Genomic DNA, 25611 nt, shown 5'->3' with positions numbered 1-25611 from the left:
TCCTGCCCGTGAGCGAGACAGACGTCGTCGTGGTGGGAGCCGGTCTGGCCGGGCTGGTGGCGACCGCGGAGCTGGCCGACGCCGGCAAGCGGGTCGTGCTGCTGGAGCAGGAGCCGGAGGCCTCGTTCGGCGGCCAGGCGTGGTGGTCCTTCGGCGGGCTCTTCCTGGTCGACTCCCCGGAGCAGCGCCGCCTGCGCGTGCACGACTCGCTGGAGCTGGCCCGCCAGGACTGGTTGGGCACCGCCGCGTTCGACCGGCCGGAGGACCACTGGCCGCGCCAGTGGGCCGAGGCCTACCTGCAGTTCGCGGCGGGGGAGAAGCGCTCCTGGCTGCGCTCGCAGGGCATCGGCTTCTTCCCGGTCGTCGGCTGGGCCGAGCGCGGCGGCTACACCGCCACCGGGCACGGCAACTCGGTGCCCCGCTTCCACATCGTGTGGGGCACCGGCCCGGCCATCGTGGCGCCCTTCGCCCGCCGGGTCCGCGAGGCGGTCGACCGCGGCCAGGTCGAGCTGCGCTTCCGGCACCGGGTCTCCGAGCTGGTGATCGGCGACGGGGCCGTCACCGGGGTGCGGGGGGCGGTGCTGGAGGCCAGCGGCGTGGCCCGGGGCGAGGCCAGCTCCCGCGTCGAGGTCGAGCCGTTCGAGATCGGCGCGCAGGCCGTCGTCGTCACCTCCGGCGGGATCGGCGGCAACCACGAGCTGGTCCGCCGCAACTGGCCGGCCCGGCTCGGGCCCGCGCCGCGGCGGCTGCTGTCCGGCGTCCCCGCGCACGTCGACGGGCACATGCTCGAGGCGACCGAGGCGGCCGGGGCGCACCTGATCAACCGGGACCGCATGTGGCACTACACCGAGGGCATCGCCAACCACTCGCCGGTGTGGGCGCAGCACGGGATCCGCATCCTGCCCGGGCCCTCCTCGCTGTGGCTGGACGCCACCGGTGCGCGGCTGCCCGTGCCGCTGTTCCCCGGGTTCGACACGCTCGGCACGCTCGCCCACATCGGGCAGACCGGCCACGAGCACACCTGGTTCGTGGCGACGCAGAAGATCGTCGAGAAGGAGTTCGCGCTCTCGGGGTCCGAGCAGAACCCCGACCTCACCGGCAAGGACGTCAAGCTCCTGCTCGACCGGGTGCGCTCCGGCGTCTCCGGGTCCGTGCAGGCGTTCCTGGACCGCGGGGAGGACTTCGTCGTCGCCCGCACGCTGCCCGACCTCGTGGCGGGCATGAACCGGATCACCGGTGGGCAGCCGGAGCTCTCCCTCGCCACGGTCGAGGCGGAGGTCGTGGCCCGCGACCGCGAGATCGCGCACCCGTTCACCAAGGACCTGCAGATCACCGCGGTCCGCGGCGCCCGCAGCTACCTCGGCGACAAGCTGATCCGGGTCGCGCCGCCGCACCGCCTGCTCGACCCCGCGGCCGGCCCGCTGATCGCCGTCCGGCTCAACCTGCTGACCCGCAAGACCCTCGGCGGCCTGGAGACCGACCTGTCCGGCCGGGTGCTGCGACCCGGCGGCGAGCCGTTCCCCGGCCTGTACGCGGCCGGGGAGGTCGCCGGCTTCGGCGGCGGCGGCATGCACGGCTACCGCTCGCTGGAGGGCACCTTCCTCGGGGGCTGCCTGTTCTCGGGGCGCACGGCGGGCCGCGCCCTGGCGGCGGCCCTGTGAGCGGGCCGCCCCGCGAGAACGAACCGTTCGGCCCGTTGGGCGGGCCGCCCCGCGACCCCTGGTCCGATCCCGACACCCCCACCGAGGAGGGCGCCCCCTACGGCGGCCCGCCCGCCTGGCCCCCGACCGCGGCGACGCCCGCCGGGTACCCGGTCCCGTACGGCGCGGGCACCTACCCCGCGCCCTACGCGGGGGCGCCCTACCCGGCGCCGCCCGTGGCCCCCTACGGCGCACCGGGCTACGGGCCGCCGGGGTACGGGGCACCGGCGTACGGCGCACCGGGGTACGGCTGGCCGCCGCCCGGGCCGCTCGGGCCCCGCCGCCCCGGCCAGGTCGTGACCGCCGCCGTGCTGGCCATCGTGCAGGCGGCGATCGTGGCCTTCGCCTCGGCCTACCTGCTGCTGTTCGCCTCGGTGCTGGGCATCGACTTCGACATCGACGGCGCCATCGACCCCGAGGCCGCCGCGCTCGCCGACGAGGCGCGCGTGCTGGCCTGGGTGCAGTTCGCCTCCTGCGTGGCCCTGGTGACGGCCGGGGTGCTCGCGCTGACCCGGCGCGACCGCGGCACCTGGCTGGCCCTGCTGGGGGCGCTGGGCGTGCAGGTGCTGCTGGCCCTCTACTGGGCGATCCGCATCGTCGGCCTGCTCGGCGACGTCCGCGGGTCCGAGGACGCCGTCCCGGTGTTCGTCTTCGGCGCGGTCGTGTTCGCCGCGAGCCCCGCCGTGGGGCTGGGGCTTCTGGTCTCCCGCGCGGGTCGGGAGTGGTTCGACCCCGGGCGGGCGAGGGGCTGAGCCGACGCCGGTGTCGGGCAGCGGTGCGCGGCCGGGGAGAATCGCGGCATGACCGCCGTCCCGCCCGCCCCCGCCCTCGACCCGGAGGTCGCCGCGCTCCTGCGCCGCGACCCCGACGGTCTGGTGGCCGCCGTCGTGCAGCAGCACGACAGCGGCCAGGTGCTCATGGTCGCGTGGATGGACGACGAGGCGCTGCACCGCACCCTCACCACCGGCCGGGCCACCTACTGGTCGCGCAGCCGCGGGGAGTACTGGGTGAAGGGCGAGACCTCGGGTCACCGCCAGTGGGTGCGGAACGTGCGGCTGGACTGCGACGGCGACGCCCTCCTCGTCCTCGTCGACCAGGAGGGCCCGGCCTGCCACACCGGCGAGCGCAGCTGCTTCTTCCGGACGCTGCCGGCCACCGCGGGGTCCCCCTCATGAGGCTGGGGGAGACCTACCCGAGCCGCGCGGACTTCGCGGCGCTCGATCGGCCGGGGGCGGGCGGGGTCATGGTGCCGGTGGTCCGGCGGCTGCTCGCCGACGGGCTGACCGCCGTCGGGGTCTACCGCACGCTGGCCGGTGACCGCCCCGGCACCGTGCTGCTGGAGTCGGCCGAGCAGGGCCGGCAGTGGGCGCGGTACAGCTTCGTCGGCGTCCGCAGCGCCGGGGTGCTCACCGAGACCGACGGCGTCAGCGAGTGGCTGGGCGATCCGCTGCCCGGGCTGACCGACGACCTGCCGGCGGATCCGCTGGCCGCGGTCCGCACGCTGGCCCGCCGGCTGCGCACGCCCCGGACCCCCGGCCTGCCGCCGCTGACCGGGGGGCTCGTCGGGTACCTGGGCTACGACGTCGTCCGCAGGCTGGAGCGGTTGCCCGAGCTGGCCACCGACGACCTCGGCATGCCCGAGCTCGCGCTGCTGCTCGTGACCGACCTGGCCGTCGTCGACCACACCGACGGCAGCGTCCTGCTCATCGCCAACGTGCTGCGCGCCGACGGCGACCCCGGCGCGGCCTGGGACGACGCCGTCGCCCGGATCGACGCCATGGCGTCGGCGCTGGCGACGTCCGCGCCGGGTGGGCTCGCGGCGTTCACCCCCGCCGACCCGCCCCCGGTCACGAGCAACATGGCGCCGGGGGTCTACGCCGAGGGCGTGGAGCGGGTGCGGGAGCACATCCGCGCCGGCGACGCCTTCCAGGTGGTGCTGGCCCAGCGCTTCGAGGTGGCCACGAAGGTCGACGCCCTCGACCTGTACCGGGTGCTGCGGGCGACCAACCCCTCGCCGTACATGTACCTGCTGCGCTTCGCGGGCCGCGAGACGCCGTTCGACGTCGTCGGCTCCTCCCCGGAGGCGCTGGTCACCGTCACCGGCCGCTCCGCGGTGGTGCACCCGCCGGCCGGCACCCGGCCGCGGGGGGCGACGCCGGAGGAGGACGCCCGGCTGGCCGAGGGCCTGCTGGCCGACCCCAAGGAGCGGGCGGAGCACGTGATGCTCGTGGACCTGGCGCGCAACGACCTCGGGCGGGTGTGCGTGCCCGGCACCGTCGAGGTGCCCGACTTCATGCGGATCGAGCACTACAGCCACGTGATGCACCTGGTCTCGACGGTCGCCGGTGAGGTGGCGCCGGAGTGGGACGCCCTCGACGTCTTCGACGCGACCTTCCCGGCGGGCACGGTCTCCGGCGCGCCCAAGCCGCGGGCCATGGAGATCATCGAGTCGCTGGAGCCGACCCGGCGGGCCCTCTACGCGGGCACCGTCGGCTACGTCGACGCCAGCGGCGACCTCGACATGGCGATCGCCATCCGGACGGCGGTGCTGCACCAGGGACGGGCGTACGTGCAGGCCGGTGCCGGGATCGTGGCCGACAGCGACCCGGCCACCGAGGAGGCCGAGACCCGGCACAAGGCGCGAGCGGTGCTGACGGCGATCGCGGCGGCCGAGGGGATGCGGGAGTTCCCGTGAGCGGAGCGCCGCGGCGGCGAACCGGGGGCATCGTGAGCGGACAGCGGCGTGAGCTGACGGCCGCGGTGGCCGGGCTCGCCATGGCCGGTGGGCTCGCGCTCTCGGCCGGCGGGCAGACCTGGGCCACGGCCACGGTCACCCGGCGCGCGCCGCTGCCGCCGGTCACCGAGGCGCTCGACGGCAGCGCCCTGGCGCCGCTGGTGCCGGCGTGCGGTCTCCTGCTGCTGGCGGCGGCGGTCGCGGTGGTGGCCGTCCGCGGCCGCGGACGGCAGGTGGTGGGGCTGCTGGCCTGTGTCGGCGGCGGCACGCTCCTGTGGTCGGGGCTGCGGTCGCTGGTCGCCGACCCGGGCCTGGCGGACCTCTCCGACGGGGCCGCGGCGGGCGCCACCGCGCTGGCGGTGAGCCGGTCGGCCGCCTGGCCCGCGCTGGCCCTGGTCGCCGGCGTGCTCGGGATCGCGGCGGGCGCGCTCACGGTCCTGCGGGGCCCGGGCTGGAGCGGTATGGGCCGCCGGTACGAGCGGGCGGAGGCCGCCGCGCCCGCCGCCGTCGCCGGGCGGGCTGCCGCGCCGGCGGCGGAGCGCAGCCGCGAGGACCGCGCGCTCGATGCGTGGCGCGCGCTGGACCGGGGCGAGGACCCGACGACCGGTGCGGACCCGGGCACGGGTGCGGACCCGGCCGCCGGCGGGGACACGGCCGCCGGCAGGGACACGGCGCCACCCCCGGCCGGGGACGACGGACGCCGCCTCTAGAGTGGTGCGCGACGGGCAGAAGGGGCGCACGTACCCCGCACCAGGGCGTACACACGTGATCTGCGTCGCCTGCGGAGCGCCCGTCGTCTCGACGATCAGCACGGAGGAGGGGTTGTGAACGTCCTCGACGAGATCGTCGCCGGCGTGCGGGAGGAGCTCGCCGCGCGCGAGGCGGCGACGCCGCTCGCCGAGGTCATGGCCGCGGCGCGGGACGCCCGCCCCGCCCTCGACGCCCAGGCCGCACTGCGCGCGCCGGGCGTGGGCGTCATCGCGGAGGTCAAGCGGTCCAGCCCGTCGAAGGGCGCCCTGGCCGACATCCCCGACCCCGCCGTCCTGGCCGGCCAGTACGCCGCCGGAGGTGCCCGCGTCATCAGCGTGCTCACCGAGAGCCGCCGCTTCGGCGGCAGCCACGCCGACCTCGCCGCCGTCCGGGCCGCGGTCGACGTGCCGGTCCTGTGCAAGGACTTCGTCGTCAGCAGCTACCAGGTGCACGAGGCCCGCGCCTACGGTGCCGACGTCGTCCTGCTGATCGTGGCGGCCCTGGAGCAGAACGTGCTGCTCGGCCTGCTGGAGCGCGTCGAGTCCCTCGGCATGACGGCGCTGGTCGAGGTGCACACCGAGGCCGAGGCCGACCGCGCCCTGGCCGCGGGTGCCTCGGTCATCGGCGTCAACGCCCGCGACCTGACGACGCTGCAGGTCGACCGCTCCACCTTCGAGAAGATCGCCCCGGGCCTGCCGTCGACCGTCGTCAAGGTCGCCGAGTCCGGGGTCCGCGGCCCGCACGACCTCATCTCTTACGCCGCGGCCGGCGCCGACGCCGTCCTCGTCGGCGAGGGGCTGGTGACCGCCGGCGACGCCCGCCAGGCCGTCGCCGACCTGGTCACCGCCGGATCCCACCCGGCCACCCCGCGCCCCAGTCGCTAGCGACTCGCGCACCCCTCTCCGGCACGGCGCCCCGCGCGCGGGACACTGGGGGCATGACCACCAGTCCCGTCCGCCCGCCGCAGCCGCGAGCCGTCCCGGCGGCGCCGGCCTGGCCGGACGCGACGGGTCACTTCGGCGTCTTCGGCGGGCGGTTCGTCCCCGAGGCGCTGATCGCCGCCCTCGACGAGCTGACCGAGGCCTACGAGGCCATGCGGGTCGACCCGGTGTTCCTCGACGAGTTCGCCGTGCTGCAGCGCGACTACATCGGCCGGCCCAGCGTGATCACCGAGGTGCCGAGGTTCGCCGAGCACTGCGGCGGGGCCCGGGTGCTGCTCAAGCGCGAAGACCTCAACCACACCGGCTCGCACAAGATCAACAACGTGCTGGGGCAGGCGCTGCTCACCAAGCGGATCGGCAAGACCCGCGTGATCGCCGAGACCGGCGCCGGCCAGCACGGCGTGGCGACGGCGACGGCGGCGGCGCTGATGGGCCTGTCGTGCACCGTCTACATGGGCGAGGAGGACACCCGCCGGCAGGCGCTCAACGTCGCCCGCATGCGGCTGCTGGGCGCGGAGGTCATCCCGGTGACCACCGGCTCGCGGACGCTCAAGGACGCGATCAACGAGGCGTTCCGCGACTGGGTCACCAACGTGGAGACGACCAACTACGTCTTCGGCACCGTCGCCGGCCCGCACCCGTTCCCCGCGATGGTCCGCGACTTCCAGCGGGTCATCGGGGACGAGGCCCGCGAGCAGGTGCTCGACCGGGAGGGCCGGCTGCCGGACGCGGTCCTCGCCTGCGTGGGCGGCGGCTCCAACGCGATCGGGATCTTCACCGCGTTCGTCCCCGACGAGGGCGTCCGGCTGGTCGGCCTCGAGGCGGCCGGCGACGGCGTGGAGACCGGCCGGCACGCGGCCACGATCACCGGCGGCTCGCCCGGGGTGCTGCACGGCGCCCGCTCCTACCTCCTGCAGGACGAGAACGGCCAGACCATCGAGTCGCACTCGATCAGCGCCGGCCTCGACTACCCCGGCGTCGGCCCGGAGCACTCCCACCTGCACGACATCGGCCGCGCCGAGTACCGCCCCGTCACCGACGCCGAGGCCATGGAGGCGTTCGCGCTGCTGTGCCGGACGGAGGGGATCATCCCGGCGATCGAGTCCGCGCACGCTCTGGCCGGAGCGATGCGGCTGGGCCGCGAGCTCGGGCCCGACACCCTGCTGCTGGTGAACCTGTCGGGGCGCGGGGACAAGGACGTCGAGACGGCGTCGCGCTGGTTCGGCCTCGGCGACCGCACCGAGGTCGACCCCGGGCCGGGCCTGGACACCGACCAGCAGCCCACCGAGGGCGCGGTCGCGGGCGACGAGGCCGTGGCCGGCCGGGACGCGGGGGAGGAGGCGTGAGCCTGCTGCAGCAGCGGATCGACGCCGCGCGCGCCGAGGAGCGGGCGGCCCTCATCGCCTACCTGCCCGTCGGCTACCCCGACGTCGACGCGTCGATCGCGGCGATGGTGGCGGCCGTCGAGGGCGGAGCGGACGGCGGCGGGGCCGACGTCGTCGAGATCGGCGTCCCCTACAGCGACCCCGGCATGGACGGCCCGGTCATCCAGCAGGCGGTGGACGTCGCCGTCCGCGCCGGCGTGGGCATGCGCGACGTGCTGCGGGCGGTCGAGGCGGTCGCCGCCGCCGGCGCCGTGCCGGTCGTCATGAGCTACTGGAACCCGGTCGAGCGCTACGGCGTCGAGCGGTTCGCCGCCGACCTGGCCGCCGCCGGGGGAGCGGGGGCGATCACCCCCGACCTGATCCCCGACGAGGCCGGCGCGTGGCTCGCGGCGTCGGAGGCGGCCGGGCTGGACCGGGTCTTCCTCGTCGCGCCGTCGTCCACCGACGCCCGGCTGCGGTCGACGGTGCGGGCCTGCCGGGGATTCGTCTACGCCGCCTCCACCATGGGCGTGACCGGCACCCGGGCGACCGTCGGCGGCGCCGCCGAGCGGCTGGTCGCCCGCACCCGGGAGGCGATCGCCGACGTCGGCACCGCCCTGCCGGTCTGCGTCGGCCTCGGCGTCTCCGACGGGAACCAGGCGGCTCAGGTGGCCGGCTTCGCCGACGGCGTCATCGTCGGCTCGGCCTACGTCCGAACCCTGCTGGACGGCGAGGGCCCCGACGGTGTCCGGCGCCTGTCGGCGGACCTGGCGCGCGGGGTGCGGCAGCGGGCGGCGGTGCGGCCGAGCCATGCCTGAGACGACGACGCTGGCGAGCATCCCCAGCCCCGGCGACGCGGTGTGGGAGCTCGGACCGCTGCCGATCCGCGCCTACGCGCTGAGCATCATCGCCGGCATCGTGCTGGCCTGCTGGCTCACCGAGAAGCGGTGGGTGGCCCGCGGCGGCAAGCCCGGCGAGGTGCTCGACATCGCCGTGTGGGCCGTGCCGTTCGGCATCGTCGGCGGCCGCATCTACCACGTGATCACCAGCCCGCAGGCGTACTTCGGCGAGGGCGGCGACCCGGTGAAGGCCCTGGCCATCTGGGAGGGCGGCCTGGGCATCTGGGGCGCGATCGCCTTCGGTGGGGTCGGCGCCTGGATCGCCTGCCGCCGGATGGGCATCCCGCTGCCGGTCTTCGCCGACGCGATCGCCCCCGGGCTGCTGGTGGCCCAGGCCGTCGGCCGGCTGGGCAACTGGTTCAACCAGGAGCTGTTCGGCGGGCCGACCGACCTGCCGTGGGGGCTGGAGATCGACCCGGTCAACCGGCCGGACGCCTACCTGGACGTGGCGACGTTCCACCCGACGTTCCTGTACGAGCTGCTGTGGAACCTGGCGGCCGCCGCGGTCGTCGTCTGGGCCGACCGCCGGTTCCGGCTGGGCCACGGGCGCGCGTTCGCGCTGTACGTCGCGCTCTACTGCGCCGGGCGGCTGTGGATCGAGCTGCTGCGCACCGACCCCGCCAACGAGCTCTTCGGGGTCCGGCTCAACGTGTTCACCTGCCTGGTCGTCGGGCTCGCCGCCGTCGCCTACCTGGTGGCGCTGCGCGGGCGGCCCCGCGAGGTCCTCGACCGGCGTGGTGACGATGCCGACACCGGCCCGTCCGGTGCGACGTCCGGAACCGCCTCCGTGCCCGCGACCAGCGCCGATGTGCCGTCCGCCGACGACGCCGGTGACGACGATCACGGCGGGTCCGACCGTCGCTGACAGCACGTGTTCGGCAGGCCGTCAACCCGGAGAAATAGCCTGTTACGGCTGTGTACCCTTCCCTCCGGGCCCACTGGTGATCCCGGTGGGCCGCACGTGTCGGAACCGGGCCAGCGTCGCCCCGCGGACGACGGCCCCATGGCACCACCCGTGGGACTGGCGACCTGACCGGACCGGGCACGTCCCCTCCGCCGGGCTCCACCGCAGCGCACACGCACACCGCCCCCTCTGACCACCACCGGCCGGGCCTCCAGCCCCGCTGCGTGCCTCTCCGCGAGCGCGCGCGACCAGCCGACGACGGGAGTGACATGACCGGGTCCCCTGCGCCCATCTCCTCGGCGCCTTCCCCCACGAGGCCGACCCCCTCCGCCGTCCCCTTCTCGGCCGTCCCGCCGGCCGCCGGGCTCTACGACCCGGCCAACGACTCCGACGCCTGCGGCGTCGCCTTCGTCGCCGACGTCCAGGGCCGGCCGAGCCGCGCCCTCGTGGCCGCCGGGCTGACCGCGCTGCACAACCTGGACCACCGGGGGGCCGCCGGCGCCGAGCCCAACAGCGGCGACGGCGCGGGGATCCTCACCCAGGTGCCCGACGCGCTGCTGCGCGACAGCGTCGACTTCGACCTGCCGCCGGTCGGCGAGTACGCCGTCGGCATCGCGTTCCTCCCGACCGACGAGGCCGAGCGCGCCGCCCGCCGCGACGACGTCGCCCGCATCGCCGCGGAGGAGGGGCTGACCGTGCTCGGCTGGCGCGACGTGCCCGTCGACCCCGACGGTGCCGACCTCGGCCCGACCGCCCGCGCCGTCATGCCGCACTTCGCCCAGCTGTTCGTCGCCGAGACGATGGGCGCCCGCGCCGACGGGGCCGCCTTCGGCGGGAACGCGGTCTGCCACGGCGTGACCCGGCTGGAGCGGCGCGCGTTCGTGCTGCGCAAGCGGTCCGAGCGGGAGGCCCGCGAGGCCGGCAGCAGTCTGTACCTCGTCTCGCTGTCCGCCCGCACCATCACCTACAAGGGCATGCTGACCACCGACCAGCTGCCCGCGTTCTTCCCCGACCTGCGCGACGAGCGCTACGAGTCGGCGATCGCGCTGGTGCACAGCCGGTTCTCCACCAACACGTTCCCGAGCTGGCCGCTGGCCCACCCGTTCCGGCTGATCGCCCACAACGGCGAGATCAACACGATCAAGGGCAACCGGAACCGGATGCGGGCCCGCGAGGCCAAGCTCGAGACCGAGATGTTCGACGGGCCCGCCGGCCCGGCCGCCGAGCTCGGGCTCGACCGGATCTTCCCCGTCACCGGCAGCGACTTCAGCGACTCCGCCACCTTCGACGAGGTGCTGGAGCTGCTGCACCTGTCGGGCCGGTCGCTGCCGCACGCCGTCCTGATGATGATCCCGGAGGCGTGGGAGAACCACGAGGAGATGGACCCGGCCCGCCGGGCCTTCTACCGGTTCCACTCCTCGATCATGGAGCCGTGGGACGGCCCCGCCGCGGTCGCCTTCACCGATGGCACGCTCATCGGTGCGGTGCTCGACCGCAACGGCCTGCGCCCGGGCCGCTGGTGGCACACCAAGGACGACTGGGTCGTGCTCGCCAGCGAGGTCGGCGTCCTGGAGATCCCCGACGCCGACGTCGTCGCCAAGGGCCGGCTGCAGCCCGGCCGCATGTTCCTCGTCGACACCGCCGCCGGGACGATCGTCTCCGACGAGGAGGTCAAGGGCGCGCTCGCCACCGAGCACCCCTACGACGACTGGCTGCACGCCGGCCTCGTGCACCTGCCCCAGCTCCCCGAGCGTCGCCGGGCCCGGCCCAGCCACGCGTCGGTGGTCCGCCGGCAGCAGTTGTTCGGCTACACGGAGGAGGACCTGCGCGTCCTGCTCACGCCGATGGCCTCCTCGGCCGCCGAGCCGATCGGCTCCATGGGCACCGACACCCCGGTGGCGGCGCTGTCGGACCGCTCCCGGCTGCTCTACGACTACTTCGGGCAGCTGTTCGCCCAGGTCACCAACCCGCCGCTGGACGCCATCCGCGAGGAGCTGGTGACCAGCCTCGGGCGCACCTTCGGCCCCGAGCAGAACCTGCTCAAGGCCACCCCGGCGTCGTGCCGCCAGGTGACGGTGCCGTTCCCGGTCATCGACAACGACGAGCTCGCCAAGATCCTGCACATCGACGACGACGGCGACCTGCCCGGCTTCGCCGCCGTCCGGATCACCGGGCACTTCGACGTCAACGGCGGCGGCGAGGCCCTGGCGACGGCGATCGAGGAGCTGCGCACGAAGGCCAGCAAGGCCATCGCCGCCGGCGCCCGGATCATCGTGCTGTCCGACCGCGACTGCGACGAGAAGCGCGCGCCCATCCCGTCCCTGCTCATGACGGCCGCCGTCCACCACCACCTGGTGCGCGAGCGGACCCGCATGGAGGTCGGCCTGGTGGTGGAGTCCGGTGACTGCCGCGAGGTCCACCACGTCGCCCTGCTGCTCGGCTACGGCGCCGCCGCGGTCAACCCCTACCTGGCGTTCGAGTCGATCGAGGACCTCATCCGCGACGGCTCCCTCACCGGCGTGGAGTCCGCGCAGGCCGTCCGCAACGTGGTCAAGGCGCTGGGCAAGGGCGTCCTCAAGGTGATGAGCAAGATGGGCATCAGCACCGTCGGCTCGTACACGATGGCGCAGATCTTCGAGGCGGTCGGGCTGGCCGACGACGTCGTCGACGAGTACTTCACCGGCACCTCCTGCCCGCTGGGCGGCGTGGGCCTCGACGTGCTCGCCGAGGAGGTCGCGATGCGGCACCGGCGCGCCTACCCGGCCAACCCCACCGAGCGCGCCCACCGCCGGCTGGAGACCGGCGGCGAGTACCAGTGGCGCCGCGAGGGCGAGGTGCACCTGTTCAACCCCGAGACGGTGTTCCTGCTCCAGCACGCCACCCGCGCGCGCCAGTACGACGTCTTCCAGCGCTACACCGGCGAGGTGGACCGGCTCTCCCGCGACGCGGCGACCCTGCGCGGCCTGTTCGAGTTCCGGACCGGCGTCCGCCCGCCCGTGCCGCTGGAGGAGGTCGAGCCGGTCAGCGAGATCGTCAAGCGCTTCCAGACCGGGGCGATGAGCTACGGCTCCATCTCCCAGGAGGCGCACGAGACGCTGGCCATCGCCATGAACCGCCTGGGCGGCAAGTCCAACACCGGCGAGGGCGGGGAGGACCCGGCGCGGTTCGTCGCCGACCCCAACGGCGACCTGCGCCGCTCCGCGATCAAGCAGGTGGCCAGCGGCCGGTTCGGCGTGACCAGCGAGTACCTGGTCAACGCCGACGACATCCAGATCAAGATGGCCCAGGGCGCCAAGCCCGGCGAGGGCGGTCAGCTGCCCGGCCAGAAGGTCTACCCGTGGGTGGCGCGCACCCGGCACTCCACGCCGGGCGTGGGCCTGATCAGCCCGCCGCCGCACCACGACATCTACTCGATCGAGGACCTCAAGCAGCTCATCCACGACCTGAAGAACGCCAACGACCAGGCGCGGGTGCACGTCAAGCTGGTCGCCGAGGTCGGCGTCGGCACGGTCGCGGCCGGGGTCAGCAAGGCCCACTCCGACGTCGTCCTGATCTCCGGGCACGACGGCGGCACCGGCGCCGCGCCGCTGACCTCGCTCAAGCACGCCGGCTCGCCGTGGGAGCTCGGCCTGGCCGAGACCCAGCAGACGCTGCTCGCCAACGGGCTGCGCGACCGGATCACCGTGCAGGTCGACGGCCAGCTCAAGACCGGCCGCGACGTGATGATCGGCGCGTTGCTGGGCGCCGAGGAGTTCGGCTTCGCGACGGCGCCGCTGGTGGTCTCCGGCTGCATCATGATGCGGGTCTGCCACCTGGACACCTGTCCGGTCGGCGTGGCCACGCAGAACCCCGAGCTGCGCAAGCGGTTCACCGGGCGGCCGGAGTTCGTCGTCACCTTCTTCGAGTACATCGCCGAGGAGGTCCGCCAGTACCTCGCCGACCTGGGCTTCCGCACCCTCGACGAGGCCATCGGCCACGCCGAGATGCTGGACACCCGCAAGGCGGTCGGGCACTGGAAGGCCGAGGGCCTGGACCTGTCCAGGATGCTCGCCGTGCCGGAGCTGCCCGAGGGGGCGGCCCGGCGGAAGGTGCGCGACCAGGACCACGGCCTGGACGTCGCCCTGGACCAGACGCTGATCCAGCTGTGCGAGGGGGCGCTGCTGGACGCGCGCCCGGTGCGCCTGGAGCTGCCGGTGCGCAACGTCAACCGCACCGTCGGCACGATGCTGGGCTCGATGGTCACCCGGCGCTTCGGCGGCGAGGGCCTGCCCGAGGGCACGATCGACCTGACCTTCACCGGGTCGGCCGGCCAGTCCTTCGGGGCGTTCGTGCCGCGCGGCATCACGATGCGGCTGTTGGGCGACGCCAACGACTACGTCGGCAAGGGCCTGTCCGGCGGCCGGATCGTCGTCCGCCCGGCGCGTGAGGCCACCTTCGCCGCCGAGGACAACGTCATCGCCGGCAACGTGATCGGCTACGGCGCGACCGCGGGGGAGATCTTCCTGCGCGGCCGGGTCGGCGAGCGGTTCTGCGTGCGCAACTCCGGCGCGCTGGCCGTCGTCGAGGGCGTCGGCGACCACGCGCTGGAGTACATGACCGGTGGCAGCGTGGTCATCCTCGGGTCGACCGGGCGCAACATCGCCGCGGGCATGTCCGGCGGCGTCGCCTACGTCCTGGACCTGGCCCGGCACCGGGTCAACCCCGACATGGTCGACATCGACCCGCTGGACGGCGAGTCGGCGGCCTGGCTGCGCGAGGTGCTCGTGCGGTACGCGGCCGACACCGAGTCGCCGGTGGCCGCCGCGCTGCTGGCCGACTGGGGCCGCTGGTCCGGGCAGTTCAGCGTGATCATGCCGCGGGACTACCGCCGCGCCCTCGACGCCCGCCGGGCCGCCGAGGCCGCCGGCACGGACGTCGACCGCGCCGTCATGGAGGCCGCTCGTGGCTGACCTGTCCCGCTCCCCGCTCACCGCCGTCGCAAGGGAGGCCGCTCGTGGCTGACTCCACGGGGTTCCTCAAGTACGACCGCGCCCTGCCTCCGCGCCGGCCGGTCGACGTCCGCATCATGGACTGGAAGGACGTCTACCTCTCCCGGGAGAACGGCGAGGACGAGGTCTTCCCCGTCGGCGCGGTCCGCCAGCAGGCGGCCCGCTGCATGGACTGCGGCATCCCGTTCTGCCACCACGGCTGCCCGCTGGGCAACCTCATCCCGGAGTGGAACGACCTCGCCCGCCGCGACGACTGGACCGACGCGATCGAGAGGCTGCACGCCACGAACAACTTCCCGGAGTTCACCGGGAAGCTCTGTCCGGCGCCGTGCGAGGGGTCCTGCGTGCTGAACCTGCAGGAGTCGCCGGTCACGATCAAGCAGATCGAGTGGGAGATCATCGACCAGGCCTTCCAGCGGGACCTGGTCACCCCGCAGCCGGCGCAGGAGCGCACCGGCAAGAAGGTCGCCGTCGTCGGCTCCGGGCCGGCCGGGCTCGCCGCCGCCCAGCAGCTGACCCGGGCCGGCCACGAGGTGACCGTGTTCGAGCGGGCCGACCGGATCGGCGGCCTGCTCCGGTACGGCATCCCCGAGTTCAAGATGGAGAAGGCCGTGCTGGACCGGCGGCTGGACCAGATGCGCGCCGAGGGCACCCGCTTCGTCACCGGCGTCGAGGTCGGTGGCAGCGGCGAGGCCGACCTGAGCGTCGACCAGCTGCGCGGGGACTTCGACGCCGTCGTCCTGGCCGGGGGCGCGACCGTCGGTCGTGACCTGCCCGCGGCCGGCCGCGAGCTGTCCGGGATCCACCTCGCCATGGAGTACCTGCCCTACGGCAACCTGCAGGCCCTCGGCGAGCTCGACCGACCGCCGATCGACGCCCACGGCAAGCACGTGGTGATCATCGGCGGCGGCGACACCGGCGCGGACTGCCTCGGCACCGCCCACCGCCAGGGCGCCGCCTCGGTCACGCAGCTGGAGATCATGCCGGCGCCCCCCGGCAGCCGCGCCGAGGACAACCCCTGGCCGACCTACCCGATGGTCATGCGGGTCTCCAGCGCCCACGAGGAGGGCGGCGAGCGGCTCTACAGCGTGAACACCGAGCGCTTCCAGGGCGACGACGCCGGCAACGTCCGCGCGCTGCTCCTGCACGAGGTCGAGCGGGTCGACGGCCGGTTCACCAAGATCGAGGGCACCGAGCGCGAGGTCCCCGCCGACCTGGTGTTCCTGGCCATGGGCTTCACCGGTGCGCAGCGCGAGGGCCTGGTCGACGGTCTGGGCGTCGAGGTCGACGGGCGGGGCAACGTCACCCGCGACGCCGACTTCATGTCGACCGTGCCCGGCGTCTTCGTGGCCGGCGACATCGGCCGCGGCCAGTCGCTCATCGTGTGGGCCATCGCCGAGGGCCGCTCGGCCGCCGGCGCGGTCGACGCCTGGCTCACCGGCAGCGCGTCGGAGCTGCCGCGCCCGGTGACCCCCACCGAGGTCGCCCTGCGGTAGGTCCGCCGACCGCACGCCGTCCGGGCCGGGCTCCTCGTGGAGGGGCCCGGCCCGCGGTGTGTCCGGGGTGGCCAGGGACACGGGGGCCCGTCCCACCGAGCGCGGGGGCGCGCACTAGCGTTCTCCCCATGCCCCGCCGCGCCAAGATCGTCTGCACCCTGGGTCCCGTCTCGAGCAGCATCGAGCAGGTCACCGCCCTCGTCGAGGCGGGGATGGACGTCGCTCGGCTCAACTTCAGCCACGGCGCGCACGCCGACCACGAGGCGGCCTACCACGTGGTCCGCGAGGCCTCGGACCGCACCGGCCACGCCGTCGCCGTCCTCGCCGACCTGCAGGGCCCCAAGATCCGGCTGGGCACCTTCGCCGAGGGCAAGGTGACCTGGCCGACCGGCGCCCGGGTGTGCATCACCGTCGAGGACGTCGAGGGCACCGTCGACCGCGTCTCGACCACCTACAAGGGGCTGGCCGCCGACGCCCGGGTGGGGGACCGCCTGCTGATCGACGACGGCAAGCTCGCCCTCTCGGTGGTCGAGGTCGAGGGCCCCGACGTCTGGTGCCTGGTCGTCGAGGGCGGGCCGGTCTCCAACAACAAGGGCCTGTCGCTGCCCGGCGTCGCCGTGAGCGTCCCGGCGCTGTCGGAGAAGGACACCGAGGACCTCCGGTTCGCGCTGCACCTGGGGGTCGACTTCATCGCCCTGTCCTTCGTCCGGCACCCCACGGACGTCGAGCTGGTCCGCGACGTCATGCGCCAGGAGGACGTCTACGTCCCCGTGATCGCCAAGCTGGAGAAGCCGGAGGCGGTCGCCAACCTCGAGGCGATCGTGGAGGCGTTCGACGGCATCATGGTCGCCCGCGGTGACCTCGGCGTGGAGCTGCCGCTGGAGCAGGTGCCGCTGGTGCAGAAGCGGGCCGTGCAGGCCGCCCGCGAGCGCAACAAGCCGGTCATCGTGGCCACCCAGATGCTCGAGTCGATGATCGAGAACTCCCGGCCCACGCGCGCCGAGGCCTCCGACGTCGCGAACGCGGTGCTGGACGGGGCCGACGCGGTGATGCTGTCGGGGGAGACCTCGGTCGGCAAGCACCCGATCGCCGCGGTCCGCACGATGGAGCGGATCATCGACGCGGTCGAGAGCGAGGACGTGCGGGCGCCCGAGCTGACCCGCGTCTCGCGGTCCCGCGCCGGGGCGATCGTGCGCGCGGCCAAGGACATCAGCGAGACCCTCGACGTGAAGGCGCTCGCGACGTTCACGCAGACCGGCGACACGGCCCGCCGGCTGGCCTCCGCGCACCCCCGCCAGCCGCTGCTGGCCTTCACCGTCGACGCCCGGGTGCGCAGCCAGCTGGCGCTGTCCTGGGGCGTCGAGACGTTCCTCGTGCCGACCGTGCAGCACACCGACGACATGGTCCGCCAGGTCGACTTCTCGCTACTGTCGATCGGCCGGCTGCGCGAGGGCGACCGCGTGGTCGTCGTCGCCGGCAGCCCGCCGAACACCGTGGGGTCGACCAACCTGATCCGCGTGCACGAGGTGGGCACCGACTCGTGACCGCGCCGGCCGGCGACGACGACCTCGCCGAGCTCCTCCAGGTCCTGGACCTGGAGGAGCGCGAGCCCGGCGTCTACGTCGGGCAGACGCCGAAGACGACGCGGCAGCGCGTCTTCGGGGGTCAGGTGGCCGGGCAGGCCCTCATGGCCGCGGAGCTCACGACCACCGGCGAGCGGCCGGTCCACTCGCTGCACTCGTACTTCCTGCGGCCCGGCGACCCCAACGAGGAGATCCGCTACGTCGTCGAGCGGATCCGCGACGGTCGGACGTTCTCCACCCGCCGGGTGCTGGCCCACCAGCACCGCCGCGGCGAGGACGTCGCGATCTTCGCGCTCACGGCCGATTTCCACCGCCCCGAGCCGCCGGTCACGACGCACTCCCAGCCGATGCCCGCCGTCCCCCCGCCGGACGCCGTCCCCTCGGCCGCGGAGTACGCGCGCCGGCACGACCGGGTCGACCCCGAGCACCTGGAACTGCTCGGGCGCGTGGTCGAGCAGCGCCCGCTCGACGACCCGTTCGACCGGACGCCCAAGGCCGGGCCGGACGCCCGCGCACACGCGTGGTTCCGGGTGGCCGGGCGGCTGCCCGACGACCCGACGATCCACGCCGCCGCGCTGACGTTCGTCACCGACCTGACCCTGCTGAGCGCCGGCCTGGCCCGGATCGGCGGCTGGGACGACCGGTACCAGGGCGCCAGCCTCGACCACGCCGTCTGGTTCCACGCACCGATGCGGGCCGACGAGTGGTTCCTCTACGAGACCGACAGCCCGGTCGCCGCCGGTTCCCGCGCGCTGTGCTTCGGCCAGATCTGGTCGGTCGACGGCACGCACGTGGCGTCCGTCGCCCAGGAGGGCCTCATCCGCGACACGGGGGAGTGACCGCGGGAGGTCCCGGAGGGGACCCCCGCGCGCCCGCCCTCGCTAGCGGGCCGACGGAGCCGGACCACCTCGCCTCACTCGGCGGGCTGGGCGATCTGGGCGATCTGGTCGTCGGCCCGGTCGGCCGTCTCGTCCCGTGCCGCGGGTGCGTCGACCTCGACGGTCCCGGTCGCCTCGGCATCGACAGGCCCCGTCACCTCAGGCTCGACCTCGACCTCGGTTGCGGCTGCTGCGGCTGTTGCGGCCGCGGCGTCCCGGTCGGTCGCCTGCCGCTCCGCCTCGGCCCGCTCCGCCTCGGCCCGCTCCGCCTGGGCGCGCTCGGCCGCTTGGGCGCGCTCGGCGGCCCGCCGCTCCGCCTCGGCGCGCTCGGCGGCGGCGACCCGGGCCCGCTCGGCAGCGGCCTCGGCGAAGTCCCGCGAGAGCCAGTCGTGGTTCTCGGCCAGCAGTTGCCAGGCCCGCTCCACGTGCGTGCGGGTCGTGGTCGGGGCGCCGACGGCCACCCGCAGCACGACCGCCCCACGCACCGTGGTGTGGGTCAGGAAGACCTCGCCGCCGTCGTTGAGCCGCTCCAGCAGGGTCATGGTGGCGACGTCGGCGTCGACGTCGTCCGCCCACCGGGGCCGCAGGCAGACCAGCGACAGCGGATGGGCGGTGGCGACGTCGAAGCGCTCGTCGGCCTCGGCCCACCGCGCCAGCTCGTCGGCCAGGGCGACGCCGGAGCGGATGTGCGCGCGCAGCCCCTCGGCGCCGTACCAGCGGACCACGAACCAGAGCTTCAGCGCGCGGAAGCGGCGGCCCAGCTCGATCTGCCAGTCGCGGTAGTCGACGACGGCGCCGGCGTCGGTGGCGGCGTTGCGCAGGTACTCGGGGAGGATCGCGAGCGCACCCGTCAGGGCGGCCCGGTCGGCGACCCAGAAGAGCGTGGCGTCGAAGCCGGTGAGCAGCCACTTGTGCGCGTCGGTGGTGTAGCTGTCGGCCCACTCGACGCCGTCCTGCAGCGGGCGCAGCTCGGGGACCAGGCCGCTCACGCCGGCGTAGGCGGCGTCCACGTGCAGCCAGACCCCGAATCGCTGGCAGATCGGGCCCAGCTCGGCGAGCGGGTCGACCGCGGTCGTCGACGTCGTCCCCACCGTCGCGCAGACCAGCACGGGCTTCAGCCCCCGCGCGACGTCGCGCTCGAGGCGGGCCGCCAGGGCGGCCGGGCGCATGGCGAGGTCGTAGTCGACCTCCACGATGCGGACGGCGTCGCTGCCCAGCCCCGCGACACGCACCGCCTTCTCCATCGAGGAGTGCGTCTCGGCGGAGACGTAGACCGTGTACTCCTCCGGGACGACGCCGTGCCGGACGGTCGTCCCGCCGCTCGCCCGGTGCAGCGCCGCCAGCAGCGCCACGAGGTTCGCCCCGGAGCTGGAGTCCTGGAGCACGCCGCCCCCGGCCCCGCTGGAGCGGAAGGACGCGGGCAGGCCGAGGAGGTCGGCGAACCAGTCGAGGACGTGCTGCTCGAGCTCGGTCGCGGCGGGGCTGGTCACCCACGACATGCCCTGGACGCCCAGCCCGGCCGACACGAGGTCGCCGAGCACCGAGGGGCCGGAGGTGTTGGCCGGGAAGTAGCCGAAGAAGCCGGGGTGCTGCCAGTGGGTCAGCCCCGGGACGACGACGCGGTCGAGGTCGGCCAGCACCGCGGACAGCGGCTCGCCCCGCTCGGGTGCGGCGTCGGGCAGCAGGGCGCGGACGTCGCCGGGCGCCACGGGGGAGCGGACGGGCAGGCCGGGCAGCCGGGTCCAGTAGTCGGCGATCCAGTCGACGACCTCGTGGCCGTGCCGCCGGAACTCCTCGGGTGTCATGTGCGGGGACGACGGCTCCGGGGAAGGTTCGCTCACACCCCCCACCGTAGGGCGCACCCCGGACCCCGGCGATCATCGGCAGGTGGTCGGCCGACACGCCGCCGCCGGCAGCCGTCCGACGATGATCGACGACGGGACGACCGCGGTGCCCCCGGTGCGACTCGAACGCACACTGCGCGGGTTTTGAATCCGCTCCCTCTGCCGATTGGGGTACGGGGGCGTGCCGGACAACACACGTCCGGCGGGCGTATCGGCAGCCTATCGGGGCGTGTCCGAGCGCCCGGCATGGCTAGGCTCTGCGGCCGTGAGCAGCGAGCCGACCAGAGTCCTCATCGCCGAGGACGAGGCCCTCATCCGCCTCGACCTCAAGGAGATGCTCGAGGAGGAGGGGTACGTCGTCGTGGCCGAGGTCGGCGACGGCCAGCAGGCCGTCGACCGGGCCCGGGAGCTGACGCCCGATCTCGTCATCCTCGACATCCAGATGCCGGTGCTCGACGGGTTGTCGGCGGCCGAGCAGATCGCCGCGGACCGGGTGGCGCCGGTGATCGTCCTGACCGCGTTCAGCCAGCGCGAACTGGTCGAGCGGGCGCGGGACGCGGGGGCCATGGCGTACCTGGTGAAGCCCTTCTCCAAGAACGACCTCGTGCCCGCCATCGAGGTGGCCCGCGCCCGCTTCGCCGAGATGGCCGCGCTCGACGGCGAGGTCCGCACGCTGGCCGAGCGGCTGGAGACCCGCAAGGTGGTGGAGAAGGCCAAGGGCGTGCTCATGACCCACCAGGGGCTCACCGAGGCCGAGGCGTTCCGCTGGATCCAGCGGACGGCGATGAACGAGCGGACGTCCATGAAGGGGCTGGCGCAGCGGATCCTCGACGAGGGGGTCGCGGCCGAGCGCCCCCCGGCCTGACCCGCCCCGGACGTGCGCAGACAGCCGCGGAGGGCCCGTAACTCGGGCGCAACACGATAGATCACGACCTCATCACGGTCACCCGACAGCGCTCCGGATGCCCGGACCGAGCAGTTACGTTCGCTCCACTCAGCGGCCCTCTGGGCGGCATCCGCCGTCCTCCCGGGTCTCGGAACGACGCAACACTCTGGAGTTCATTGATGCGCACTGGCAGGAACGCCCGCGGCATCGCCGTGGCGAGCGTTGCCCTGATCGCGCTCGCTGCGTGCAGCAGCGACGACGACGACAGCGGTGACGACGGCGGCAGCGGCGGCGGCGACAACGCCTCGGGCGTCGCGATCTACGGCACCGACGGCAACATGGGTTCCGCCCTCGGCGACCAGTTCGAGGGGGAGGACGGCTCGCTCGACGGCATGGACGGCACGCTGCCCCTGACCGAGCTCTCGTCGGACTTCCAGGACCGGCTGCTCGAGGTCGACCCGGACCTCATCGACTTCAACTACGCCGCCGAGACCTACGACGCCGTCGTGATCACGGCGCTGGCCGCCCAGCTGGCCGGCACCAACGACGCGAACGTCTTCAAGGCCTACGTCAACGGCGTGACCTTCGGCGGGGAGAAGTGCACGGACTGGGCGTCCTGCATCGAGATCGTCAACGCCGGGGGCAACCCCGACTACGACGGCTTCAGCGGCCCGCTCGCCTTCACCGACGCCGGTGAGCCGTCGTACGCGAGCTTCGGTCTGGTCGGCTTCGAGTCCGACAACACGATCGACCCCGAGAACAACGAGTACGTCTTCGCCGGCGACGAGTCCAACGCCGCCTCCGACGAGGGCCCGCCGCCGGCCCCGCCGGGCACCACGGGTGGGCCGCTGGTCATGGGCTACCTGCTGCCCGAGACCGGTGACCTCGCGTTCCTCGGCCCGCCGGAGATCGCGGCGTTCGACCTGGCCATCCAGGACATCAACGAGGCGGGCGGCGTGCTCGGCGTCCCCATCGACCGCCAGGGCGGCGACTCCGGTGACGCGAGCACCGACACGGCGACCCAGACCGTGGACCGCCTGATCGGTCAGGGTGTCAACGCGATCGTCGGTGCCGCCTCGTCGACCGTGAGCCTGAACGTGCTGGACCGGATCGTCAGCGCGGGCGTCATGATGATCTCGCCGGCCAACACGTCGGACCAGTTCACGACGTACCCGGACAACGGTCTGTACTTCCGGACCGCCCCGCCGGACGTCCTGCAGGCGCAGGCGCTGGCCTCCCTGGTCGCCGGTGAGGGCCCGAACGTCGTCGGGATCCTCGCCCGCAACGACGCCTACGGCAACGGCCTGGCCGAGAACACGGCCGCGAACCTGATCGCGGGCGGCCTCAGCGAGGACAACGTCGAGGTGGTCATCTACGACCCGACCGCCGCGAACTTCGACGCGGAGGTGGGACAGATGGTGGAGCTGGAGCCCGACGCCGTCATCATCATCGGGTTCGACGAGTCCGCTCGGATCATCGACGGTCTCAACGAGAACGGCATCGGCCCGCAGCGCTGATGTAGCCGGCGCTCCGCTCGCGGGGCGCCGACCGTGAGGGCAGTGGCCCGGCACCCGCGAGGGTGCCGGGCCACTGGTCCGTTCCCGGCCCGGACCCGGCCTGCCATGGGCCCGCGCCCGGCCGGCTGTGCGCGGCGGGGTCTGTCGTGCCAGCGCGGGCGCGGTGCCTGAGGCTCAGACGCGGACGGCGCGGGCCCACTCCGGTCGAGTGGACCCGCGCCGTCGCGACGGGTGGAGCCGCTACTTCACCTTGGCGAGCGTCCCGAGGTAGAGCTCGACGACCTTGGGGTCGTTCATCAGCGACTGGCCGGTGTCGGTGTAGGCGTTGCGGCCCTGGTCGAGCACGTACCCCCGGTCGCAGATCTGCAGGCACCGGCGGGCGTTCTGCTCGACCATGATGATCGAGACGCCGGTGGCATTGATCCGGCGGCAGCGGATGAAGACCTCGTCCTGGTAGGCGGGGGAGAGGCCGGCCGAGGGCTCGTCGAGCAGCAGTACCGACGGGTCCATCATGAGGGCCCGTCCCATGGCGACCATCTGGCGCTCGCCTCCGGAGAGCGTGCCGGCGCGCGCCTTGCGGCGCTCCCCGAGCAGCGGGAAGAGGTCGACGACGTAGTCGAACCTGTCCTTGAAGGTCTTCGACCGCAGGTACACGCCCATCTGCATGTTCTCCTCGATGGTCAGCGAGGGGAACACGTTGTTGTTCTGGGGCACGTAGCCGACGCCCAGCGAGACCAGCCGGTGCGCCTGCGCGGAGGTGATGTCCTCACCGCGCAGGGTCACCGCGCCCGATCGCACCGGGATCAGGCCGAACAGGGCCTTGAGCAGCGTCGACTTGCCGGCGCCGTTGGGTCCGATGATGCCGACGAGCTCGCCCTCGTGCAGGTAGAAGTCGCAGCCGCGGAGGATGTTGACGCCGGGCACGTAGCCGGCGACGAGATCGTCGGCGCGCACGAGTGCCCCCTCCGCCAGCCGGAGGTGCTCCTCCTGCGTGGCGGCGCGCTCGGCGGGGGACACGCTCTCGGCAAGGGCGCGCTGGTCGGGCGTGCCTCCCTCGCCGTGCCCGACCTGGAACATCGGGTCCTCGCTCGCGGGGTCGTCCATGGTGCTCATCGGGGGTCTCCCTCCCGGGCGGTGCCGGACTCCAGGACGTCGCCGTCGGTGCCCTGCTCCCGGGCGATGGCGGCCTCGGCCTCGGCGAGCACCCGATCCTCCTCCTCGACCGTCAGCGGGGCGTCGTGGTGGGCGCCGAGGTAGGCGTCGACGACGGCCTGGTTCTGGCTGATGGACTCCGGAGGGCCCTCGGCGATCACCTTGCCGGCGGCCATGACGACCACCCAGTCGCTGATGTCACGGACGACGTCCATGTCGTGCTCGACGAAGATGACCGTCATCCCCTCCTCGCGGAGGTCCTTCACGTGTCCGAGCAGGCTCTGCGTGAGCGCGGGGTTCACCCCGGCCATCGGCTCGTCGAGCATGACGACCTTCGGGTCGCTCATGAGCGCCCGGGCCATCTCCAGGAGCTTGCGCTGACCGCCGGACAGCGTGCCGGCGAAGTCGTCCTTCTTGGCGTCCAGCTTGAACCGCTGCAGCAGGTCCATGGCCTTCGCGGTGTTGGCCGTCTCCTGCGCCCGCCACAGGCTCGGCACCAGCGAGGCGAAGAAGCCCTCGCCCCGCTGCCCCTGCGCGCCGAGCAGCATGTTCTGCAGGACGGTCAGCCGCGACAGGGCCTTGGTCAGCTGGAAGGTGCGCACGACGCCGAGGCGGGCCACCTGGTGCGGAGCGAGCTTGCCCAGCGACCGGCCGTCGAAGCTCCACGTCCCCGTGTCGGGCCGGTCGAAGCCGGTGAGCAGGTTGAACAGGGTGGTCTTGCCGGCCCCGTTCGGTCCGATCAGGCCGGTGATCCCGCCGCGCTGGACCTCCAGGTGGTCGACCGAGACGGCGGTCAGGCCGCCGAACGTGCGGGTCACTCCGTCGACCACGATCGCCGGGTCCGGCTTCGCGACGCCCACCTCCCACGGCAGGTCGCGCAGGGCCGCCTGGGCCAGGCGCCGGGGCGCGGGGGCGGACGGCTTGTCGACGCTCACGCCGGCCGCAGAGGCCGCGTGCGCGCCGGCGGGCTCGGAGTCAGCGCGCATCGAGCATCACCTCTCGTCGATCGCCGAAGATCCCCTGAGGCCGGAAGACCAGGAGCGCCATCAGCAGGATGCCCACCAGGACGAAGCGGAGGCGGGCCACGTCGGGGACCGTCAGGAGCCCCTCCGGGATCACCCCGTTCTCGATCAGCGGTCGCAGCGCGGCGTCGGTGAACGACACGATGAACAGCAGGATCACTGCCCCGACGACCGGCCCGAGCACCCGCGCCGCACCGCCGAGGATCAGCACGGCGTACGCCAGGAAAGTGTAGGCGTTCTGGTAGTTGTCGGGATTCAGCGAGCCGGTGCCCAGAGCGTTGATCATCCCGCCCAGGGCGCCGATCACGCCGCCCAGCACGAGAACCTGCATCTTGTGCGCGTAGACGTTCTTCCCCAGCGCGCGGACGGCGTCCTCGTCCTCGCGGATCGACCGGACCACGCGGCCCCAGGGGCTGCGCACCAGCAACCACGTGAGCAGGCAGCAGAGCGCGACGATCGTCCATCCGACGGTCGCCACCCAGAGGTCGCGGCCGTCCCACCGGGCACCGAGGATCCGGAAGGTCCGGGTGGGGTCCCACGGGCAGAGGTCGGTGAACCCGCCCGAGAAGCCCGACAGCGACTGGGTCCCGTTCGTCACGGGCGTCGCGGTGCCCGATTTGAAGAGCAGCCGCAGGCCCTCGGCGGCCGCGATCGTCGCGATCGCGAGGTAGTCGGCGCGCAGCCTCAGCGTGGGCAGGCCCAGCAGCAGCGCGAGGACGACGGCCGCGCCGAGGCCGACCAGGATGCCCACCCCGAAGGGCAGGTCCCACTTGGTCACCGCGACACCGATGCCGAAGCCGCCGAGCATGGCGAAGGCGACCTGGCCGAAGTTGAGCAGGCCGGTGTAGCCGAAGTGCATGTTGAGGCCGACGGCCAGCAGGCAGATGAAGATGGCCTGGAAGCCCAGGGCTGCCTTGCCGCCGCTGGCGAGGGCGTCGAGGAACTCGGTCATG

19 protein-coding genes and 1 tRNA gene are annotated in these 25611 nt (G+C 73.9%); 15 read left to right on the top strand and 5 right to left on the bottom strand.

Going from position 1 to position 25611, the window contains the following annotated elements:
• Window positions 1–8: 8 nt before the first annotated feature.
• The 13 genes from BMY88_RS12860 (at window position 9) to BMY88_RS12800 (ending at window position 18198) form a co-directional block, all read left to right on the top strand.
• Window positions 9–1661 (top strand): FAD-binding dehydrogenase, encoded by a 1653-nt coding sequence (locus tag BMY88_RS12860; protein WP_091943738.1) that lies wholly within the window; start codon window positions 9–11, stop codon window positions 1659–1661.
• 35 nt (window positions 1662–1696) lie between these two features.
• Window positions 1697–2452, top strand: a complete 756-nt coding sequence (locus tag BMY88_RS12855; RefSeq protein WP_091943736.1) for a hypothetical protein — start codon at window positions 1697–1699, stop codon at window positions 2450–2452.
• Between the two features lie 48 nt (window positions 2453–2500).
• Window positions 2501–2875, top strand: coding sequence for a phosphoribosyl-AMP cyclohydrolase (hisI, locus tag BMY88_RS12850; protein WP_139220468.1), 375 nt, complete (start codon window positions 2501–2503; stop codon window positions 2873–2875).
• Window positions 2872–4395 (top strand): anthranilate synthase component I, encoded by a 1524-nt coding sequence (locus BMY88_RS12845; protein WP_091943734.1) that lies wholly within the window; start codon window positions 2872–2874, stop codon window positions 4393–4395. Before hisI ends, BMY88_RS12845 begins: the two co-directional genes overlap by 4 nt.
• Before the next feature lie 32 nt (window positions 4396–4427).
• Window positions 4428–5144, top strand: a complete 717-nt coding sequence (locus BMY88_RS12840) for a Trp biosynthesis-associated membrane protein (protein WP_244524653.1) — start codon at window positions 4428–4430, stop codon at window positions 5142–5144.
• 114 nt (window positions 5145–5258) lie between these two features.
• On the top strand, window positions 5259–6068 hold the full coding sequence (gene trpC, locus BMY88_RS12835) for an indole-3-glycerol phosphate synthase TrpC (RefSeq protein ID WP_170861090.1): 810 nt from the start codon (window positions 5259–5261) through the stop codon (window positions 6066–6068).
• 53 nt (window positions 6069–6121) lie between these two features.
• On the top strand, window positions 6122–7471 hold the full coding sequence (gene trpB / locus BMY88_RS12830; RefSeq protein WP_091943731.1) for a tryptophan synthase subunit beta: 1350 nt from the start codon (window positions 6122–6124) through the stop codon (window positions 7469–7471).
• Entirely contained in the window at window positions 7468–8307 is an 840-nt protein-coding gene (gene trpA, locus BMY88_RS12825; protein WP_091943729.1) for a tryptophan synthase subunit alpha, read from the top strand. The genes trpB and trpA overlap by 4 nt, the downstream gene beginning before the upstream one ends.
• Window positions 8300–9253: a prolipoprotein diacylglyceryl transferase gene (gene lgt / locus BMY88_RS12820; RefSeq protein WP_091943727.1), complete on the top strand. Its 954-nt coding sequence runs from the start codon at window positions 8300–8302 to the stop codon at window positions 9251–9253. Before trpA ends, lgt begins: the two co-directional genes overlap by 8 nt.
• A gap of 308 nt (window positions 9254–9561) precedes the next feature.
• On the top strand, window positions 9562–14241 hold the full coding sequence (gene gltB / locus BMY88_RS12815) for a glutamate synthase large subunit (RefSeq protein WP_211435624.1): 4680 nt from the start codon (window positions 9562–9564) through the stop codon (window positions 14239–14241).
• A 44-nt stretch (window positions 14242–14285) separates the two neighbouring features.
• Window positions 14286–15776 carry a glutamate synthase subunit beta gene (locus BMY88_RS12810; RefSeq protein WP_091943724.1) on the top strand — a complete coding sequence of 497 codons (1491 nt, stop codon included), beginning with the start codon at window positions 14286–14288 and terminating at the stop codon, window positions 15774–15776.
• Window positions 15777–15904: 128 nt separating this feature from the next.
• Window positions 15905–17320, top strand: coding sequence for a pyruvate kinase (gene pyk / locus BMY88_RS12805; protein ID WP_091943722.1), 1416 nt, complete (start codon window positions 15905–15907; stop codon window positions 17318–17320).
• Window positions 17317–18198, top strand: a complete 882-nt coding sequence (locus BMY88_RS12800; RefSeq protein ID WP_091943720.1) for an acyl-CoA thioesterase — start codon at window positions 17317–17319, stop codon at window positions 18196–18198. Before pyk ends, BMY88_RS12800 begins: the two co-directional genes overlap by 4 nt.
• 74 nt (window positions 18199–18272) lie before the next feature.
• On the opposite strand, the gene BMY88_RS12795 is transcribed toward BMY88_RS12800, so the two are convergent.
• Both BMY88_RS12795 and BMY88_RS12790 read right to left on the bottom strand, forming a co-directional pair.
• Entirely contained in the window at window positions 18273–20078 is a 1806-nt protein-coding gene (locus tag BMY88_RS12795) for a pyridoxal-dependent decarboxylase (protein ID WP_244524652.1), read from the bottom strand.
• A gap of 110 nt (window positions 20079–20188) precedes the next feature.
• Window positions 20189–20262 (bottom strand) — tRNA-Leu (locus BMY88_RS12790).
• Between the two features lie 84 nt (window positions 20263–20346).
• Between BMY88_RS12790 and BMY88_RS12785 the strand changes: the two genes are divergently transcribed.
• Together BMY88_RS12785 and BMY88_RS12780 are read left to right on the top strand one after the other, a co-directional pair.
• Window positions 20347–20946 (top strand): ANTAR domain-containing response regulator, encoded by a 600-nt coding sequence (locus BMY88_RS12785; protein ID WP_170861089.1) that lies wholly within the window; start codon window positions 20347–20349, stop codon window positions 20944–20946.
• A gap of 233 nt (window positions 20947–21179) precedes the next feature.
• On the top strand, window positions 21180–22484 hold the full coding sequence (locus BMY88_RS12780; RefSeq protein WP_428978318.1) for an ABC transporter substrate-binding protein: 1305 nt from the start codon (window positions 21180–21182) through the stop codon (window positions 22482–22484).
• Window positions 22485–22724: 240 nt separating this feature from the next.
• Here the strand turns inward: BMY88_RS12780 and BMY88_RS12775 are convergent, their stop codons facing one another.
• The 3 genes from BMY88_RS12775 to BMY88_RS12765 are packed head-to-tail and all read right to left on the bottom strand — an operon-like array spanning window position 22725 to window position 25610.
• A complete protein-coding gene (locus BMY88_RS12775; protein WP_211435623.1) occupies window positions 22725–23597 on the bottom strand; it encodes an ABC transporter ATP-binding protein in 873 nt (290 codons plus the stop codon).
• Complete coding sequence (locus BMY88_RS12770) at window positions 23594–24622, bottom strand: ABC transporter ATP-binding protein (RefSeq protein ID WP_170861088.1); 1029 nt, start codon at window positions 24620–24622, stop codon at window positions 23594–23596. Before BMY88_RS12770 ends, BMY88_RS12775 begins: the two co-directional genes overlap by 4 nt.
• Window positions 24612–25610, bottom strand: a complete 999-nt coding sequence (locus BMY88_RS12765; protein WP_091943712.1) for a branched-chain amino acid ABC transporter permease — start codon at window positions 25608–25610, stop codon at window positions 24612–24614. Before BMY88_RS12765 ends, BMY88_RS12770 begins: the two co-directional genes overlap by 11 nt.
• Between the last annotated feature and the right edge of the window lies 1 nt (window position 25611).

It is taken from the genome of Trujillonella endophytica (assembly GCF_900110555.1).
Classification (GTDB): domain Bacteria; phylum Actinomycetota; class Actinomycetes; order Mycobacteriales; family Geodermatophilaceae; genus Trujillonella; species Trujillonella endophytica.
This window is presented reverse-complemented; position numbering and strand designations above follow the sequence as displayed.

What these genes read in the sequence shown, in the direction of transcription:
- gltB (WP_211435624.1), top strand. Translation starts at nt 9,562, where the DNA reads ATGACCGGGTCCCCTGCGCCCATCTCCTCGGCGCCTTCCCCCACGAGG.
- trpB (WP_091943731.1), top strand. Translation starts at nt 6,122, where the DNA reads ATGACCACCAGTCCCGTCCGCCCGCCGCAGCCGCGAGCCGTCCCGGCG.
- BMY88_RS12770 (WP_170861088.1), bottom strand. Translation starts at nt 24,622, where the DNA reads ATGCGCGCTGACTCCGAGCCCGCCGGCGCGCACGCGGCCTCTGCGGCC.
- hisI (WP_139220468.1), top strand. Translation starts at nt 2,501, where the DNA reads ATGACCGCCGTCCCGCCCGCCCCCGCCCTCGACCCGGAGGTCGCCGCG.
- pyk (WP_091943722.1), top strand. Translation starts at nt 15,905, where the DNA reads ATGCCCCGCCGCGCCAAGATCGTCTGCACCCTGGGTCCCGTCTCGAGC.
- lgt (WP_091943727.1), top strand. Translation starts at nt 8,300, where the DNA reads ATGCCTGAGACGACGACGCTGGCGAGCATCCCCAGCCCCGGCGACGCG.
- BMY88_RS12845 (WP_091943734.1), top strand. Translation starts at nt 2,872, where the DNA reads ATGAGGCTGGGGGAGACCTACCCGAGCCGCGCGGACTTCGCGGCGCTC.
- BMY88_RS12775 (WP_211435623.1), bottom strand. Translation starts at nt 23,597, where the DNA reads ATGAGCACCATGGACGACCCCGCGAGCGAGGACCCGATGTTCCAGGTC.
- BMY88_RS12765 (WP_091943712.1), bottom strand. Translation starts at nt 25,610, where the DNA reads ATGACCGAGTTCCTCGACGCCCTCGCCAGCGGCGGCAAGGCAGCCCTG.